We start from the raw sequence: 14,099 nt of genomic DNA, 5'->3' as shown, positions 1-14,099 counted from the left end.
GCTCATCCTCCGCTTATGTCGCCTCCAGCGTGACTCACCACGAGGTCGTCGCGGTGGATCATCGCCGAGCGCGCTTCGTAGCCGAGCACGGTTTCGATCTCGGCCGTCTTCAGGCCTGCGATCCTTACGGCATCGGCGGCATCATAGGCAACCAGGCCGCGCGCGATCTCGCGGCCCTCGGGCGACAGGATCGCCACGGTGTCGCCGCGCGAGAAATTGCCGCTGACCAGCTTGACGCCGGCCGGCAACAGCGATTTGCCCGATGTGAGCGCGCCGACGGCGCCGGCATCGACGGTCAGTCGGCCGGCCGGTTCGAGCTGGCCGGCGATCCATGTCTTGTAGCCCTTGACCGGATTGGCGCTCGGCCGGAAGAAGGTGGCGCGTTCGCCGCGCTCGATCGCCATCAGCGGCGACAGCCGCGTGCCCGATGTGATGATCATAGCGGTGCCGGCGGCGGTGGCGATCTTGCCGGCGTCGAGCTTGGTGCGCATGCCGCCGCGCGACAGCTCGGACGCGGCGGCTCCCGCCATCGCCTCGATGTCAGGCGTGATGCGGTCGACAACCGGAATGAACTTGGCATCGGGATCACGCGCCGGCGGCGCCGTATAGAGCCCGTCAATGTCGGAGAGCAGCACCAATAGGTCGGCGCCCATCATCGTCGCCACCCGCGCGGCCAGCCGGTCATTGTCGCCATAGCGGATTTCGGAGGTGGCCACCGTGTCGTTCTCGTTGATGACCGGCACCGCCTTCATCTTGAGCAGCGTCGAGATCGTCGCGCGCGCGTTGAGATAACGCCGGCGCTCCTCGGTGTCGCCAAGCGTCAAAAGAATCTGGCCCGATTTCAGCGCGCCCTTGCCGAGCGCATCCGACCAGGCGCCGGCCAGCGCAATCTGTCCGACAGCGGCGGCCGCCTGGCTCTCCTCAAGCTTCAGCGCCCGCTTGCCGAGCCCAAGAATGGTGCGGCCGAGTGCGATGGCGCCGGAGGAGACAACGAGGATTTCGGCGCCGCCCTGGGCCAGCACGGCGATGTCGTCGGCGAGCGAAGCCAGCCAGTCGCGCTTCAGGCCGCTCGCGCGGTCGACGAGCAACGCCGAGCCGATCTTGACGGTGATGCGCCGGTATTTTTTCAGCGACTGCATGGCCTTACTTTTCCCAGCGCGTCTCGACCACGGGCGCAGCCTCCGCGCGCGCCTCGGCAATCACTGTCATCAGCGCCCGCAGCACGGCCTCAACGCCTTCGCCGGTAACGGCGGACAGAAGCATCGGCGCGCGGCCGGCGGCCCGCTTCAGCGAAGCAACCTTCTTCTTGCGCGCATCGGCATCGAGCGTGTCGACCTGCGAAAGGGCCAGTATCTCGACCTTCTCGATCAAACCATTGCCATAGGCATCGAGTTCGGCACGCACGGTCTTGTAGGCCTTGCCCGGATTTTCCTCCTGCGCCGAAACCAGATGCAGCAGCACGCGTGTGCGCTCGACATGGCCGAGGAACCGGTCGCCGATGCCCACCCCCTCATGCGCGCCTTCGATCAGGCCTGGAATGTCGGCGATGACGAATTCGCGCGCGTCGATGCGGGCAACGCCGAGGCCGGGATGCAGCGTCGTAAAGGGATAATCGGCGATCTTCGGCTTGGCCGCGGTGACGGCGGCGAGAAATGTCGACTTGCCGGCATTGGGCAGCCCGACCAGCCCGGCATCGGCGATCAGCTTCAGCCGCAGCCAGATGTTGAGCTCCTCGCCGGGAAGGCCGGGATTGGCGCGGCGCGGCGCCTGGTTGGTCGAGGTCTTGAAATGCTGGTTGCCGAAGCCGCCATTGCCGCCCTTGGCGAGCAGGAAGCGCTGGCCGACCACGGTGAGATCGCAGATCAGCGTCTCATTGTCTTCCTCGAACACTTGCGTTCCGGCCGGCACCTTCAGCGTGACGTCGGCGCCTTTGGCGCCGGTCATGTTGCGGCCCATGCCGTGGACGCCGGTCTTGGCCTTGAAATGCTGCTGGTAGCGATAGTCGATCAGCGTGTTCAGCCCGTCGACCGCTTCCAGCCAGACATCGCCGCCACGCCCGCCGTCGCCGCCATCCGGCCCGCCGAACTCGATGAATTTCTCGCGCCGGAACGACACCGAACCGGCGCCCCCGTCACCGGAGCGGACATAGACCTTGGCTTGATCGAGAAATTTCATGAGATTGCAGTTTCTTTATTGGCCTTGCGGCATTGCTCTAAACCTTGGGCCTTGCTCTAAACCAAGGCGCGGTCAAGGGCGAGACCGTTTTGTGACAATGGCCGCTTGGGGTCGGCCGGAGAAATGTTGCTATGAGGCTTGTAACCTACAACATCCAATACGGCATTGGGCTTGATGGGCACTACGATGTCGCGCGCATTGCCGACACGGTGCGCGGCGCCGACGTGATCGCGCTGCAGGAGGTCACCCGCAACAATCCGAGAAACGGCGGGCGCGATATGGTTGCCGAGATCGGCGAAGCGCTGCCCGACTATTTCGCCGTCTATGGCAGCAATTTCGAGGCCAATATCGGCTCGCGCATCGAGAACGGCCGCGCCATCACCACCACCTTCCAGCTCGGCAACATGATGCTGTCGAAGACGCCCATTCATCTGTCGCGCAACCTGCTTTTGCCGCGCAGCCGCAGCTTCGAGATGATGAACTTCCAGCGCGGCGCGCTGGAGGCACTGATCGAGACGCCGCTTGGTTTCATCCGCTTCTATTCCATCCATCTCGATCACCGCAGTCCGGTCGAACGCACAAGGCAGATCCAGTTCCTGCGCCGGCGCCTGCTGAACTATGCGCTCGAAGGCGGCGCGCTGTCCGGCGTCGCCGAGATCGGCCTGCCGGAATTGCCGCATCCCGAGGCCTTTGTCGCCATGGGCGATTTCAACATGCTGGCCGGCTCGCCCGAATATGTCGAACTCGCCGGCCGGCCGGACCACCAGTTCGGCATGCCGCTGACCGCCGACTTCGCCGTCGACGCCGCCGTGCGCCTCAATGCCACCGGCGAGGATCTCGCCAGCTGGGCCGACCCCAAGGATCCCGCCAATGGCGGCCGCCACAAGCGCATCGACTATGTCTTCACCAGCGCTTCGCTTGCCCGATCGCTGCAGCGCCTGTGGGTCGACCACCAGGCGACCGGTTCGGACCATCTGCCGGTGTGGGCCGAACTGGGCTGACTTCGGTCTCGCGCCGCGCCGCCGATGTGTGTTGAGATTCAGGTCAGGCCGCGCCGAGAATGGTGGTTTCCGAGAACCGGAGCGGAGCGTACTTAAAAGTACGTGAGCACCGGAAGCGCAGGAAACCGCCATTCGCAGGCCGGCCTCACCTGAATATCAGCACACATCAAAAATGCACCCAGTTGCGCAGGCTAATCCACGTCTTCCTGTCCAGCCTGTAGCGCTCGACAGGCACCTGGCCGGCGACGATCGAGTTCAGCATGCCCTGCCCGGCATACTGGAAGCCGCACTTGTGGATCACCCGGCGCGAGGCCGGATTGATGACCCGCGTCGAGGCATGCAGCACCTGGACCGACGTCTTCTGAAACGCGAGGTCGACCAGCGCGTGGGCGGCTTCCGTCGCATAACCGCGCTTCCAGTAGGGTTCGCCGATCCAGTAGCCGAGCTCCAGCCCGCGATCGGTGGTGTTCAAGCCCGCGCAGCCGACGAACGTGTCGGTCCCGGCCAGCGTCAAGGCATAGGCGATGCCGGCGCGGCGTGACCTGGTCATGGCGAGGAAGGCCCGCGCCTCGGCCTCGCCATAGGGATGCGGCATGCGCGCCAGCATTTCGGCGACATGACGGTTGTCGGCAAGCTCGACCAGTTGCGCGATGTCGCTCTCGCGCGGCGCCCGCATCACCAGCCGCTCGGTGACCAGCACCGGGCAGTCTATCGCGTAACTTTCGTCTTCTGAGTCTTCCGCTTCGGCAACCATGTCAAAGTCCTCCAGGCACAAGAAAAAGGGGAGATGGAAACCCATCTCCCCTGATCCTTTTCCTGGCGTTGCCAGACACCGGTTCCCGAGATGGGCGCCGGTGTTCTAGTGCGGAACCGGCTACTCCGCGGCTTTGGTAATCGGGTTGACCGATACGTAGGTTCGGCCGTTGGCTTTTTTGTTGAACGTCACGGCGCCGGATTCGAGCGCAAAAAGGGTATGGTCCGTGCCCATGCCGACATTGACGCCGGGATGCCAGGTCGTGCCGCGTTGACGAATGATGATGTTGCCCGGGATGACGGCTTCGCCGCCGAACTTCTTCACGCCCAGACGCTTGGAATGCGAGTCGCGACCGTTGCGCGACGAGCCGCCAGCTTTCTTGTGTGCCATCTAACTAACTCCGTTGCGCCGCAAGGCGCCTAAAAGGCCTTATGAACGCGTTCGCGTTCCGTTTCAAGTCCGATCCGGCGGATGTTTCGCCGGAAAAATTACTTCTTCGCCAGTTCCTTGGCCTGTTCGCGCCAGTCCTTGATCTGGTCGGCGCTGAACGGCATGTGCTCGTCGATCTTGGCGACATCCTTGTCGGTCAGCTTGGCGAGCTGCGCGAAGGTGATGATGCCCTGCTCGTTAAGGTCCTTGGCGGCGACCGGGCCGATGCCCTTGATCACGGTCAGGTCGTCCGGCTCGCCCTTCGGCGCCTTGAACAACGGTGCGACGGCCGTCTCGGCCGTCACTTCTGCCTTGGGGGCAGCTTCCTTCTTGGCCTTGGCCTCCTTCGGTGCAGCCTCGGCCTTCGCCTCGGCAGCAACTTCAGCCTTGGCTTCCGCCTTCACGGCGGCCTTCTTGGCGGGCTTCGCGCCACCCAGCAGGATCTCGGCGATCCGCACGGTGGTCAAAAGCTGGCGGTGGCCGATCTTGCGGCGCGAATTCTGGCGGCGGCGCTTCTTGAAAGCGATGACCGTGCGGTTCTTGCCCTGCTCGACGACTTCGGCGGTGACCAGAGCGCCATCGACGAACGGCGCGCCAAACGTGACATTCTCGCCCTCGCCATGCGCGAGCACGTGGCCGATCTCGACGATATCGCCGACATTGGCTTCGACTTTTTCGATCTTCAGGAGATCGTTGGCGGCAACGCGATACTGCTTACCGCCCGTTTTAATGACTGCGAACATTTTTTGCCTTTCGCTGTTCGGTCGGCCTTGATGAACCGCCTGAGGCGGTTCGGCCGTCTTTTTGTCAGTCTGCGGGTTCAAAAAACAAGCGGCGCGGAAGAACCCTCCACGCCGATTGCGCGCTGTCCCTAACCGAAGGTTGAGTTGGAGTCAAGGCAAACGGCCGTTGCCGGGCCTAATCATTGGCGGGCAACCAATGGTCGTGTCAACATGACGACCCAGCGTTACCGTCGCCTGGAGATGGGAGGCATGGCTGGCCGTGAAACCGTATGGGCTCGACGGTAAACACCACCTTGAATCCGCCACTTGTCCAGCAAGCCAAATATCGGCGGATTTGGCCTTGTAACCTGCCCGTTCAGCCGTTATCTAGTGCGCCGCGCCGGCAACGGCCGACCATGACCGCGGAGAGGTGGCAGAGTGGTCGAATGCACCGCACTCGAAATGCGGCATGGGTGCAAGCCCATCGGGGGTTCGAATCCCTCCCTCTCCGCCACCCTACGCCCTGCGGGCTTCGGGTGGCAGGCCACCCGAAACCGCAATCGGGCGTAGGAGTGTCGCCCGAAGCTGCGAAGCAGCGTAGGGGGACCATGTGGTACGTGTATTTCCTGCAACTTCGTAACGGCGATATCTATGTCGGATCGACAAACGACCTCCGACGCCGATTCGAATCGCATCGATCGGGCCATGTGGTATCGACCAAGGCCAATCTGCCTGTAACTTTGAAAACCTATGTTGCGGTTGAAACCGAGGCCAACGCACGGCAACTCGAGCGATACTTCAAGACCGGATCGGGCAAAGCCTTCGCAAGCAAGCGTTTTTGGCGGACAGAGCCCGACTGACAGCGGTCTTAGAACTTGTATCGCTTCGGATGCTCGACAAGCGCGCAGTTTCGACGCAGCAGCGCACATGTCACGTGACAAAAATCCGACTATGGTCGATAAATATCAGGATCTCTTAGGGGGCCAACCTGCGCAGGACCGTTTCGGCATGCGTTCTGGGAATCCAACAGCGTCCGGCCGCTCCTTGAATCCGGCTGTTTCACAACGGGTGATCAGATGATCGGGCGAACACTAGCGGCTGCCTTTGCAATTGCGGTTTCCCTTTCGCCTTCGCATGCGCAAGCGCAGCATCGTTTGCCGAGCGGTTATAAATGGGGCCGCTGCCTGCTTGTCGTTCAGGGTGAGACCCGCATATCCGGAAAATGCTCCTATCAAATCGAAAAGGGCGGCGATTTCAATATCCAGGGGCCTCATCAGGTTTTCGCAGGTATCGACTATCCCGACACCCATAGTGGGGCCGGTGAAATGTCCAAGGATTACTGGGCGGTTGTATACAAGGACGGAGATTCTTGGGCAGGCTATGCGAACGGGGATATTCGCGACACCCACGGCGACGGACAAGATTGGGGAGCACTTCACCGCGAAGGCGCGTGCTATGTTGGCAAGGACGTCCGGGTGTGCCTCTGGCACTAGCCATTCGCCTCCTGACTGGCGGATTCTGGTACCCCACTGCACGACCCCAGCCGGAATTACCTGCCGTCCCCGATCGCTCCTTGCCGCCGCGCCGGCTCCTCGGCGGCACACTGTCCAACGGGCATGATTTGCACAGCTGGAGCAGCATCGGGACCGAGGCTTTCAAACTGACTTTCGCGGACTTCGCCGGTTCACGAGATCTTGATGGCACGCCTGGCGCTGATCACGCACGGCAATGGCGCAAGGGCGAAGGCGGTAAACAGCCAGCGGGCAGCACCGCACGATAGCTTACTCTGACAAAACAGTAGCTTAGCAAGGTGACCCCGCCATCGCGCCGGGTTTTCCCCGAGCCGCGGAACTTGTACCCGTGCAGCGTCAAGAATGCGCTCAATGCGGAGCGGAAAACAGCACTTGTGGGGGAATTGGGGCTAGGCTAAGCAATTGGTATCTGAGGGTTCCAAGAACAAAATATGGGAGAAGTATCGTGACATCATCACGTTGGATTGCGCTTGCCGCGCTGGCGTTGACCTGTTCAACCCCGGCGTTGGCCAAGGACTGGAAGACCGTGACGGTTGCTATGGAGGGCTCCTATGCCCCGTGGAACCAGACCGACGCCAGCGGCAAGATCGTCGGCTTCGAGGTGGACATCCTCAACGACGTCTGCGCCCGCGCGAAGCTCGAATGCAACATCGTGGCGCAGGATTGGGATGGCGTTATTCCAGGCCTCACCGCGGGCAAGTTCGACATGGTCATGGACGGCATGTCGATCACCGAGGAGCGCATGAAGACGATCGACTTCTCGATCCCCTATGCCTCATCGCCGGTGGCTTTCCTCGCCGACAAGAATGGACCGCTGGCGCAGCTGTCCAACAGCGGCAAGATGATCGATCTTTCGAAGGACGATGCCGAATCCAAGGCGGCGCTCGACACGCTGCGCAAGGAATTGACCGGCAAGAATGTCGGCCTGCAGGTTTCGACGACGGAGGCGACGTTTGCCGACAAATATCTCAAGGATGTCGCCAACGTCCATGAATACAAGACCACCGACGAGCATGATCTCGATCTGATGGCCGGCCGCCTCGACGTGGCCTTCGCCGACACCACCTACTTCCTCGGCACGCTGGCCAAGCCCGACGCCAAGGACCTCGAATTCGTCGGGCCCCAGTTCAAGGGCGGTCCGATCCTTGGACCGGGCATCGGTGCTGCTTTCCGCAAGACCGACAAGGACCTGCAGGATATCTACAACAAGGCGCTCAAGGCCGCTCTCGATGACGGCTCGGTGTCGAAATACTCGATGCAGTGGTTCAAGATCGACATTACCAAGTAATGTCGCAAAGGGAGCAGCCAAGGCTGCTCCCTTTTTGCATTGAGGCGGGCGAGCTGTCGATGCATTATCTCGACGCCCGGGGAGGCGTAGGTGGACTTTCTCAACAGTCTCAAGGATCAGCTGTCGACGGCCTATGAGCTGTTGGCGGCCGGCTGGGGCTCGCAGCTGCTCTGGGGCATTGGCTGGACCCTGGCGGTCACCGTCGTTTCGATGATGATCGGCGCCATGCTGGGCTCGCTCGTGGCGGCGGCCAAGCTTTCGCATCGCGGCGGACTGAGGTTCATCGGCGAGAGCTACACGACCGTGTTCCGCGGTGAGCCGGAGCTTTTGGTCATCTACCTCTTCTACTATGGCGGCACGCAGATCCTGACGGGCGTGGCGCGGTCCACCGGATCGATCGGCTCGACCGACATCTTGAACATGCCGAGCTTTCTGGGCGGTGTGCTCGCGGTCGGCATCATTTCGGGCGCCTATCAGGCCGAGGTCTTCCGCGGGTCGTTCCTGGCGATCCATCGCGGCGAGCTGGAAGCGGCGCGCGCCTATGGCATGTCGGCCTGGCTGCGTTTTCGCCTCGTGATCATGCCCCAGGTCCTGCGTCTGGCGGTGCCGGGGCTGGGCAATGTTTGGCAATTGACCATCAAGGATTCGGCTTTGATCTCGGTCACCGGCGTCGCCGAGCTGATGCTGACGGCGAACAAGGCGGCGCGTTCAACACACCATTCGCTGCTTTTCTACACGGTCGCCGGTATCCTCTACCTCGTGATGACGTCGATCTCGACGCCGATCTTCGACAAGGCCGAGCGTTACACCTCACGCAGCTTTCTGCGTCCGAAATAGGAGGTGGCGGTGGATTACAACTTCTACCTTTCGACCATGTGGAGCGTGCTGAAAGCACTGCCGCTGACGCTTGAGATCTGGTTCTTCGGCATCGCCTTCGGCCTGGTCATCGCCACCGGCCTGACCTGGCTGCGGGCGTCGGGCTCCAAATTCGGCGAATATTTCACCCGTGCCTATGTCTTCGTCTTCCGCGGATCGCCGCTGCTGGTGCAACTCTATCTGGTCTATTTCGGACTTTCCCAGTTCGATTTTGTACGCCACAGCCCGATTCTTTGGCCGATCCTGCGCGACCCCATGTATTGCACGATCGTCGCGATGGCGCTCAACACCGCCGCTTATGAGAGCGAGATTTTCCGCGGCGCGCTCCGAGCCGTGCCGGTCGGGCAGATCGAGGCGGCCAAGGCTTTCGGCATGTCTGCGTTCACACGGTTCCGTATTGTCGCATTGCCCATAGCGCTCCGCCTGGCCTTGCCGGCCTATTCGACCGAGATCATTCTCATGACCAAGGCGACCGCGCTCGCTTCCGTGGTTACCATCATGGAGATGATGGGAACGGCGCAGAAGATCCAGCACGACACGTTCCGGCCGATCGAGGTGCTGACGTGCGCCGGCGTGATCTACCTGCTGCTCAATCTGTCGATCGCCCGGCTATTCGCCTGGGTTGAATACCTGCTTTCACCGCATCTGCGTCCCCCGCCCGAGCAGAGCCAGCAAATCAAACCCGTCCCGGAGGTGTTGTGATGTCGGCAAATGTCGCCGCTGCCGCGAAAGCAGCACCGTCCCCGGACGACAAGTCAGCCATCAGCGTCAAAGACATGCGCAAGTGCTTTGGCGATCATGAGGTGCTCAAGGGCATTTCGCTCGAAGCCCATAAGGGCGACGTCATTTCCATCCTCGGCTCTTCGGGCTCGGGCAAGAGCACGATGCTTCGCTGCATCAACCTCCTGGAGACCCCTGACTCCGGCGAGGTGCGGGTCGACGGCGAGCTCATCAAGATGAAGCAAAGCCGCGACGGTCATCAAGCGCCGGCCGATATGCGCCAGGTCGAACGGATTCGGGCCAATCTCGCCATGGTCTTCCAGAGCTTCAATCTCTGGTCGCACATGACGGTGCTCGAGAACCTTGTCGCTGCGCCAACGCATGTGCTCAAGCGGCCGCGCGCCGAATGCCTGGAGCAGGCCGAGGCATTGCTGAAGCGCGTGGGGATATGGGAGCGTCGCAACTACTATCCCCCTCACATGTCAGGCGGCCAGCAACAGCGCGCCGCCATAGCCCGCGCCCTGGCGATGAATCCCAAGGTGATGCTGTTTGACGAGCCGACATCCGCGCTCGATCCGGAACTGGTCGGCGAGGTGCTGCGCGTCATGCGCTCGCTTGCGGAGGAGGGGCGCACCATGTTGGTGGTAACGCACGAAATGAGTTTTGCCCGCGACGTATCGAGCAAGGTGATGTTCCTGCACAAGGGCGAGGTGGATTCGCTGGGCGAACCGAAGGAGATGTTCGCGCGCCCCCCCACCCAGCAATTCGGGCAGTTTATCGCGAATTTCAACAAGTGACGTGAACCGCGAAACGCTTCTTCAGCTCGACTGGCCGGATTGGTGCGCCGCAATGGCGCTATCAAACATGCATCAAAAGGTCAACTTATCGACCGGAAGCAAGCTTCACCATAATGGCTGATGGAAAGACCGATTGGACCGCCCCAAGGTGCCGGCTTCAACGGGATGGCGCGAACGGATTTCTAGAGCGGTTCGCATTTAGGTTGACTTATAGCCCGCGCTTTCGATGTAGTTGTTGCATTCATTTGAGGTGACGATGTCGAGGGTGCGGGCGATAGCGTTGTGTACGGCCTGGATGCTTCGTTTGGCGGCACGTCGCATGCAGTGCTTGAGCTTAGCGAAGAGCTTCTCGATTGGATTGAGATCTGGACTGTAGGGCGGCAGGAAGAAGAGCCGCGCTCCGGCGGCCCTGACGATGTCGCGGACGGCTTGGCCCTTGTGAGATCCGAGATTGTCGAGAATGACGATGTCACCCGGCTTCAGGGTCTTGATGAGTTCGGTTTCGACATAGACACGGAAGGCCTGCGCATTGATGGGTCCGTCAATGACCCAAGGCGCCTCTACCCGATCATGCCGCAGTGCGGCGATGAAGGTCATTGTCTTCCAATGACCATATGGCGCGTGAGCCATCAGCCGCTTGCCGCGCACACCCCAGCCGCGCAACGGCGCCATGTTGGTCTTGACCCACGTTTCATCCAGGAAGACCAGGCGCGTTGGGTCAATGCGGGTCTGATAGCGCATCCATTGCGTCCGCCGACGCATCAGCTTTGGCTTGAGTTGCTCAGCCGGCAGAACGGTTTTTTTTAAAACTCTTGCCCTCGCGATGCAGGAAGCGACCGACGCTGGCAGGGTGGATGATGAGACCCCGGTCAGCCAGTGCGGCCGTCAATTCATGAAGCGTTATGTTGGCATCCCGCTCGACCTCGCTCAGGACGAAGGCACGATGCTCCCCGTCAATCAGATAGGGTCGATGACCGCCCATCTTGCCGGGTGCCGCACTGCCCAGCCGACGCTTGCGCGCCGCCCACTTGATCACGCTCGAAACTGCCACCTTCAGTGCCGCAGCTACCTCTCGGCTCGTCTCGCCTTCTTCAAGGCGAGCCAACGCCCGTTCCCGCAAATCCATCGAATAAGGCTTGGCCATCTGTCCCGACCTCCAACGGTCAGAACATCGAATCTGATTTGCTCAGTCTTGGGAATCCCGATTCAGACAAAACGCGAACCGCTCTAAGCCTTCTCTGCTATCGGTTTGCCGGCGGACGGAGTTCCCGGCAGTGACCCAGCGCGCGTTCATCATCTTGCTCATCCTGCTGGCGGTGGCGGTCGCGCTGTCGGCGACATCGTTTCCGGGTTCGATGATCGGCTTCCTGTTCGCGATCACGGGAGTTTTCTTCGTCGCCGTACCGGGAGCGGCCATCGGCGACGCGCTCAAGCAGGGCGGCATCCCGGTGACCGGTGAGCAGCTCCTGTGGGCTCTGGCCGGCCTCTACGCCCTGCTCCCCCTTGGCGCCGCCGTGCAGGCATGGCTGCGGCTGAGGCGAGGTGATTTCGACAGAGCCCGATCGGCAGCGCTGCGCCTTGCGCTCCTGCTGGCGCTGCCGCTGATTGCCTGGCTTTCGGTCAATTCAATGCAGCGTGCCTGGCCGTGAGGCTTGGCCTGGGGCCGCTCATGGCGAACTGCTGGCTGCGGACGACCAGCTGATCTCGGCTGATCTCGCTCGCTACCAGTCGATCCCGATCTTTGCCTTGCCGGCATAGCTCTGGACATTGCCCGAGAATTCACCCTGGAAGCCGAGCGAAGCAAAGAGGCCGGAGCCGGATGTGTATGTCGCGCTGGCATTGACGAGCGCTGCGTTGGTGGCCGGCTCGGCCCCGTCGATGGTGAATGTCGCGCCGGGCAGGCTCTGGAACGTCGCCGTCACCTTGCGGTTCGTGCCGCCATTGATCGCCCAGGCGGCGCGGCCCGACAGTGTCAGCTTTGCTCCATCTTGCAGCGCGATGGCCTTGTCGAGGTTGAGGCCGAGCTCGAAGCGCGTCGCGGTGGTCGACTGGGACCCGTAGCCGAGAGCGAAGTCGCCGGAACCGGCGCTGGTCTCGGAATAACCCGGCAGGTGATAGGCCGTGGCCTGGAAGGCGGCATAGGGCGTCAGCGCCGCAACCGGCGTGGCGAAGCGGTAGCCGCCCTCGACGCGTCCCGACCATGTCTGCGCGTTGAAGGAAGCCTCCAGCGTGTCGCCCGGCACCGCCCGGCTGGTGTTGGTGTCGTTGAACCCGTAGGCCAGCACGCCGCCTATATAGGCATCGCCAAAACCCTGCCGGCCGAACACGCCGACATTGAAAGTGTTGGCATGGCCGGAGCCGAGATCATCCGCCAGCGAGAAGCTGGACGAACCGCCGCCGATCGCGACGCCAAGGCGCGTGTCACCCCAATTCCTGACGATGCCGCCGGCGACGCCGAAAATGTCCGAATTCGTGTCGTGCGAGCCAACGCCGGCATCTCCGCCGATCTTCTGCGAACCGCCATAGACGGCGCCCCATGCCTGCCAGCGGCTGGCGAAGACAGACCCCACCAGGTCGGCATTGTGGCTGGCCTTGATGCCGAGCGAGGCAAACTGGTCCTTGTCGCCGGCTGCCCCGTCTTCGGCATAGGCCGTCGCCCCGCCGCCACCGGCCGGACCCGCTGCGCCCTGACCTGCCTGGGCATCGAGCGCGTTGATGAACTGGTCGGCGCTGTCGATGCCGGCATTGACAGCACCGGCCGCCACCTCGCCCGACACCTGGGAAAGCCCGTTCGCGCCAAGCCCGGCAAACGCGCCGGGCAATGAGCCGGTCCGATCGAAAAAGTCGAGGAGTGCCGTATCGACGCTCTTCTGATTCTCGTTGAGCCCGGCGCCCATGGTCGGCACGGCGGTCGTCTGCAGATAGACGTCGTTCGCGGTGTAGTCATAGACGAGGCTGCTTGTAAGGCCCGGCAGTGTCGGGGCGTCGATGCCCGCGAATGCAGTGCCGCCCAGTCCCCCGTCGGCATGGAGGATGGTATAGCTCTTGGCCACGAACGTGCCCGGCAGGTACGTCACCGCCACCGTGCCGCCCGAGAGGTCGGCCGTGCCGGTAACATTGGTGCGGTCGGCCGTAACAGGCGAAACCTCGACGCTGTATGTGGAGCCCGTGCCGAACACGAGGTCCCCCGCGACCGTGATCGTGCCGATCGAGTTACCCGGCGCCAGAATGCCGCCCACGATCGTTGTGTTGCCAACCGTGCCGGTACCCCCCAGCGTGCCGCCACTGTTGACCGTCGTAAGCACGGACGATGCAATCGATCCGTTCACCGACAGAACGCCACCATTCACTGTCGTCGCGCCGGTGTAGGTGTTGGCACCATCGAGAACGGTGCCGCCGCCGTTCTGGGTTACCGTGCCGTCGCCGCTTATGGCGGGTGAGAACGTGACGGCGTTCGATTGGTTGAAATTGATCGCGCCGTTATTGGTCAGGCTGGACAGGCCAGAAATCGTCCCGGCGACGGCCCCATTCGCAACCGCATTGCCGAGATTGAACGTGCCGGTGGTGTTGATGGTAAAGCTGCCGCCGCTCTGGAACGTCAACGCACCCGCGAGGTTCAGCGTGCCGGTGCCTCCGGCGCCGCTGGGTCCAAGAATTGCGGCGATGGGGACTCCCGGAACTGCGGTGCCACCCAGGATAATGGCGCCCGCACTGCCGATGGCGATGGATGAGGTGGAGTCGACCGTAACGGCACCGCTGCCGCCCGCCCCGCCCCCGGCTAACTGGACGTACGACGAACCGCCGC

General features: G+C 62.4%; 15 protein-coding genes and 1 tRNA gene. 9 read left to right on the top strand and 7 right to left on the bottom strand.

Going from position 1 to position 14,099, the window contains the following annotated elements:
• Positions 1–2: 2 nt before the first annotated feature.
• Both proB and obgE read right to left on the bottom strand, forming a co-directional pair.
• Positions 3–1,139 carry a glutamate 5-kinase gene (gene proB / locus CKW40_RS17025; protein WP_095201069.1) on the bottom strand — a complete coding sequence of 379 codons (1,137 nt, stop codon included), beginning with the start codon at positions 1,137–1,139 and terminating at the stop codon, positions 3–5.
• Between the two features lie 4 nt (positions 1,140–1,143).
• A complete protein-coding gene (gene obgE, locus CKW40_RS17020; RefSeq protein ID WP_095201068.1) occupies positions 1,144–2,175 on the bottom strand; it encodes a GTPase ObgE in 1,032 nt (343 codons plus the stop codon).
• 131 nt (positions 2,176–2,306) lie between these two features.
• Here obgE and CKW40_RS17015 point away from each other — a divergent pair, with 131 nt between their 5' ends.
• A complete protein-coding gene (locus CKW40_RS17015) occupies positions 2,307–3,176 on the top strand; it encodes an endonuclease/exonuclease/phosphatase family protein (RefSeq protein ID WP_095201067.1) in 870 nt (289 codons plus the stop codon).
• Positions 3,177–3,342: 166 nt separating this feature from the next.
• Here the strand turns inward: CKW40_RS17015 and CKW40_RS17010 are convergent, their stop codons facing one another.
• The 3 genes from CKW40_RS17010 to CKW40_RS17000 form a co-directional block, all read right to left on the bottom strand.
• Positions 3,343–3,930, bottom strand: coding sequence for a GNAT family N-acetyltransferase (locus CKW40_RS17010; RefSeq protein ID WP_019861830.1), 588 nt, complete (start codon positions 3,928–3,930; stop codon positions 3,343–3,345).
• Between the two features lie 120 nt (positions 3,931–4,050).
• Positions 4,051–4,320 carry a 50S ribosomal protein L27 gene (gene rpmA, locus CKW40_RS17005; RefSeq protein ID WP_010912120.1) on the bottom strand — a complete coding sequence of 90 codons (270 nt, stop codon included), beginning with the start codon at positions 4,318–4,320 and terminating at the stop codon, positions 4,051–4,053.
• 98 nt (positions 4,321–4,418) lie between these two features.
• Positions 4,419–5,102, bottom strand: coding sequence for a 50S ribosomal protein L21 (locus tag CKW40_RS17000; RefSeq protein ID WP_095201374.1), 684 nt, complete (start codon positions 5,100–5,102; stop codon positions 4,419–4,421).
• A 403-nt stretch (positions 5,103–5,505) separates the two neighbouring features.
• Here CKW40_RS17000 and CKW40_RS16995 point away from each other — a divergent pair.
• The 7 genes from CKW40_RS16995 (at position 5,506) to CKW40_RS16965 (ending at position 10,294) form a co-directional block, all read left to right on the top strand.
• Positions 5,506–5,595, top strand: a tRNA-Ser gene (locus CKW40_RS16995).
• A gap of 94 nt (positions 5,596–5,689) precedes the next feature.
• Entirely contained in the window at positions 5,690–5,941 is a 252-nt protein-coding gene (locus tag CKW40_RS16990) for a GIY-YIG nuclease family protein (RefSeq protein WP_095201065.1), read from the top strand.
• A gap of 216 nt (positions 5,942–6,157) precedes the next feature.
• A complete protein-coding gene (locus CKW40_RS42965; RefSeq protein WP_143748316.1) occupies positions 6,158–6,574 on the top strand; it encodes a hypothetical protein in 417 nt (138 codons plus the stop codon).
• 484 nt (positions 6,575–7,058) lie between these two features.
• Positions 7,059–7,901 carry a transporter substrate-binding domain-containing protein gene (locus CKW40_RS16980; protein ID WP_095201063.1) on the top strand — a complete coding sequence of 281 codons (843 nt, stop codon included), beginning with the start codon at positions 7,059–7,061 and terminating at the stop codon, positions 7,899–7,901.
• Positions 7,902–7,991: 90 nt separating this feature from the next.
• Complete coding sequence (locus CKW40_RS16975; protein ID WP_244571208.1) at positions 7,992–8,738, top strand: ABC transporter permease; 747 nt, start codon at positions 7,992–7,994, stop codon at positions 8,736–8,738.
• A 9-nt stretch (positions 8,739–8,747) separates the two neighbouring features.
• Positions 8,748–9,479 (top strand): ABC transporter permease, encoded by a 732-nt coding sequence (locus tag CKW40_RS16970; protein WP_095201372.1) that lies wholly within the window; start codon positions 8,748–8,750, stop codon positions 9,477–9,479.
• A complete protein-coding gene (locus CKW40_RS16965) occupies positions 9,479–10,294 on the top strand; it encodes an ABC transporter ATP-binding protein (RefSeq protein ID WP_095201062.1) in 816 nt (271 codons plus the stop codon). Before CKW40_RS16970 ends, CKW40_RS16965 begins: the two co-directional genes overlap by 1 nt.
• Positions 10,295–10,492: 198 nt before the next feature.
• Here CKW40_RS16965 and CKW40_RS16960 read toward each other — a convergent pair.
• A protein-coding gene (locus tag CKW40_RS16960; RefSeq protein ID WP_179297995.1) for an IS630 family transposase occupies positions 10,493–11,438 on the bottom strand; the annotation gives its coding sequence in 2 pieces (ribosomal slippage) (positions 10,493–11,098 and positions 11,100–11,438; 945 coding nt in all).
• 130 nt (positions 11,439–11,568) lie between these two features.
• Here CKW40_RS16960 and CKW40_RS16955 point away from each other — a divergent pair.
• Positions 11,569–11,943, top strand: a complete 375-nt coding sequence (locus CKW40_RS16955; protein ID WP_095201060.1) for a hypothetical protein — start codon at positions 11,569–11,571, stop codon at positions 11,941–11,943.
• Positions 11,944–12,015: 72 nt separating this feature from the next.
• Here the strand turns inward: CKW40_RS16955 and CKW40_RS16950 are convergent.
• Positions 12,016–14,099, bottom strand: a 2,084-nt coding sequence (locus CKW40_RS16950) for an autotransporter outer membrane beta-barrel domain-containing protein (RefSeq protein ID WP_095201059.1), incomplete at its 5' end; no start/stop codon positions are given.

This window comes from Mesorhizobium carmichaelinearum (assembly GCF_900199455.1).
In the GTDB taxonomy this organism is placed as follows: domain Bacteria; phylum Pseudomonadota; class Alphaproteobacteria; order Rhizobiales; family Rhizobiaceae; genus Mesorhizobium; species Mesorhizobium carmichaelinearum.
The sequence above is the reverse complement of the archived record's forward strand: the minus strand, read 5'-3'. Positions and strand labels throughout refer to the sequence as shown.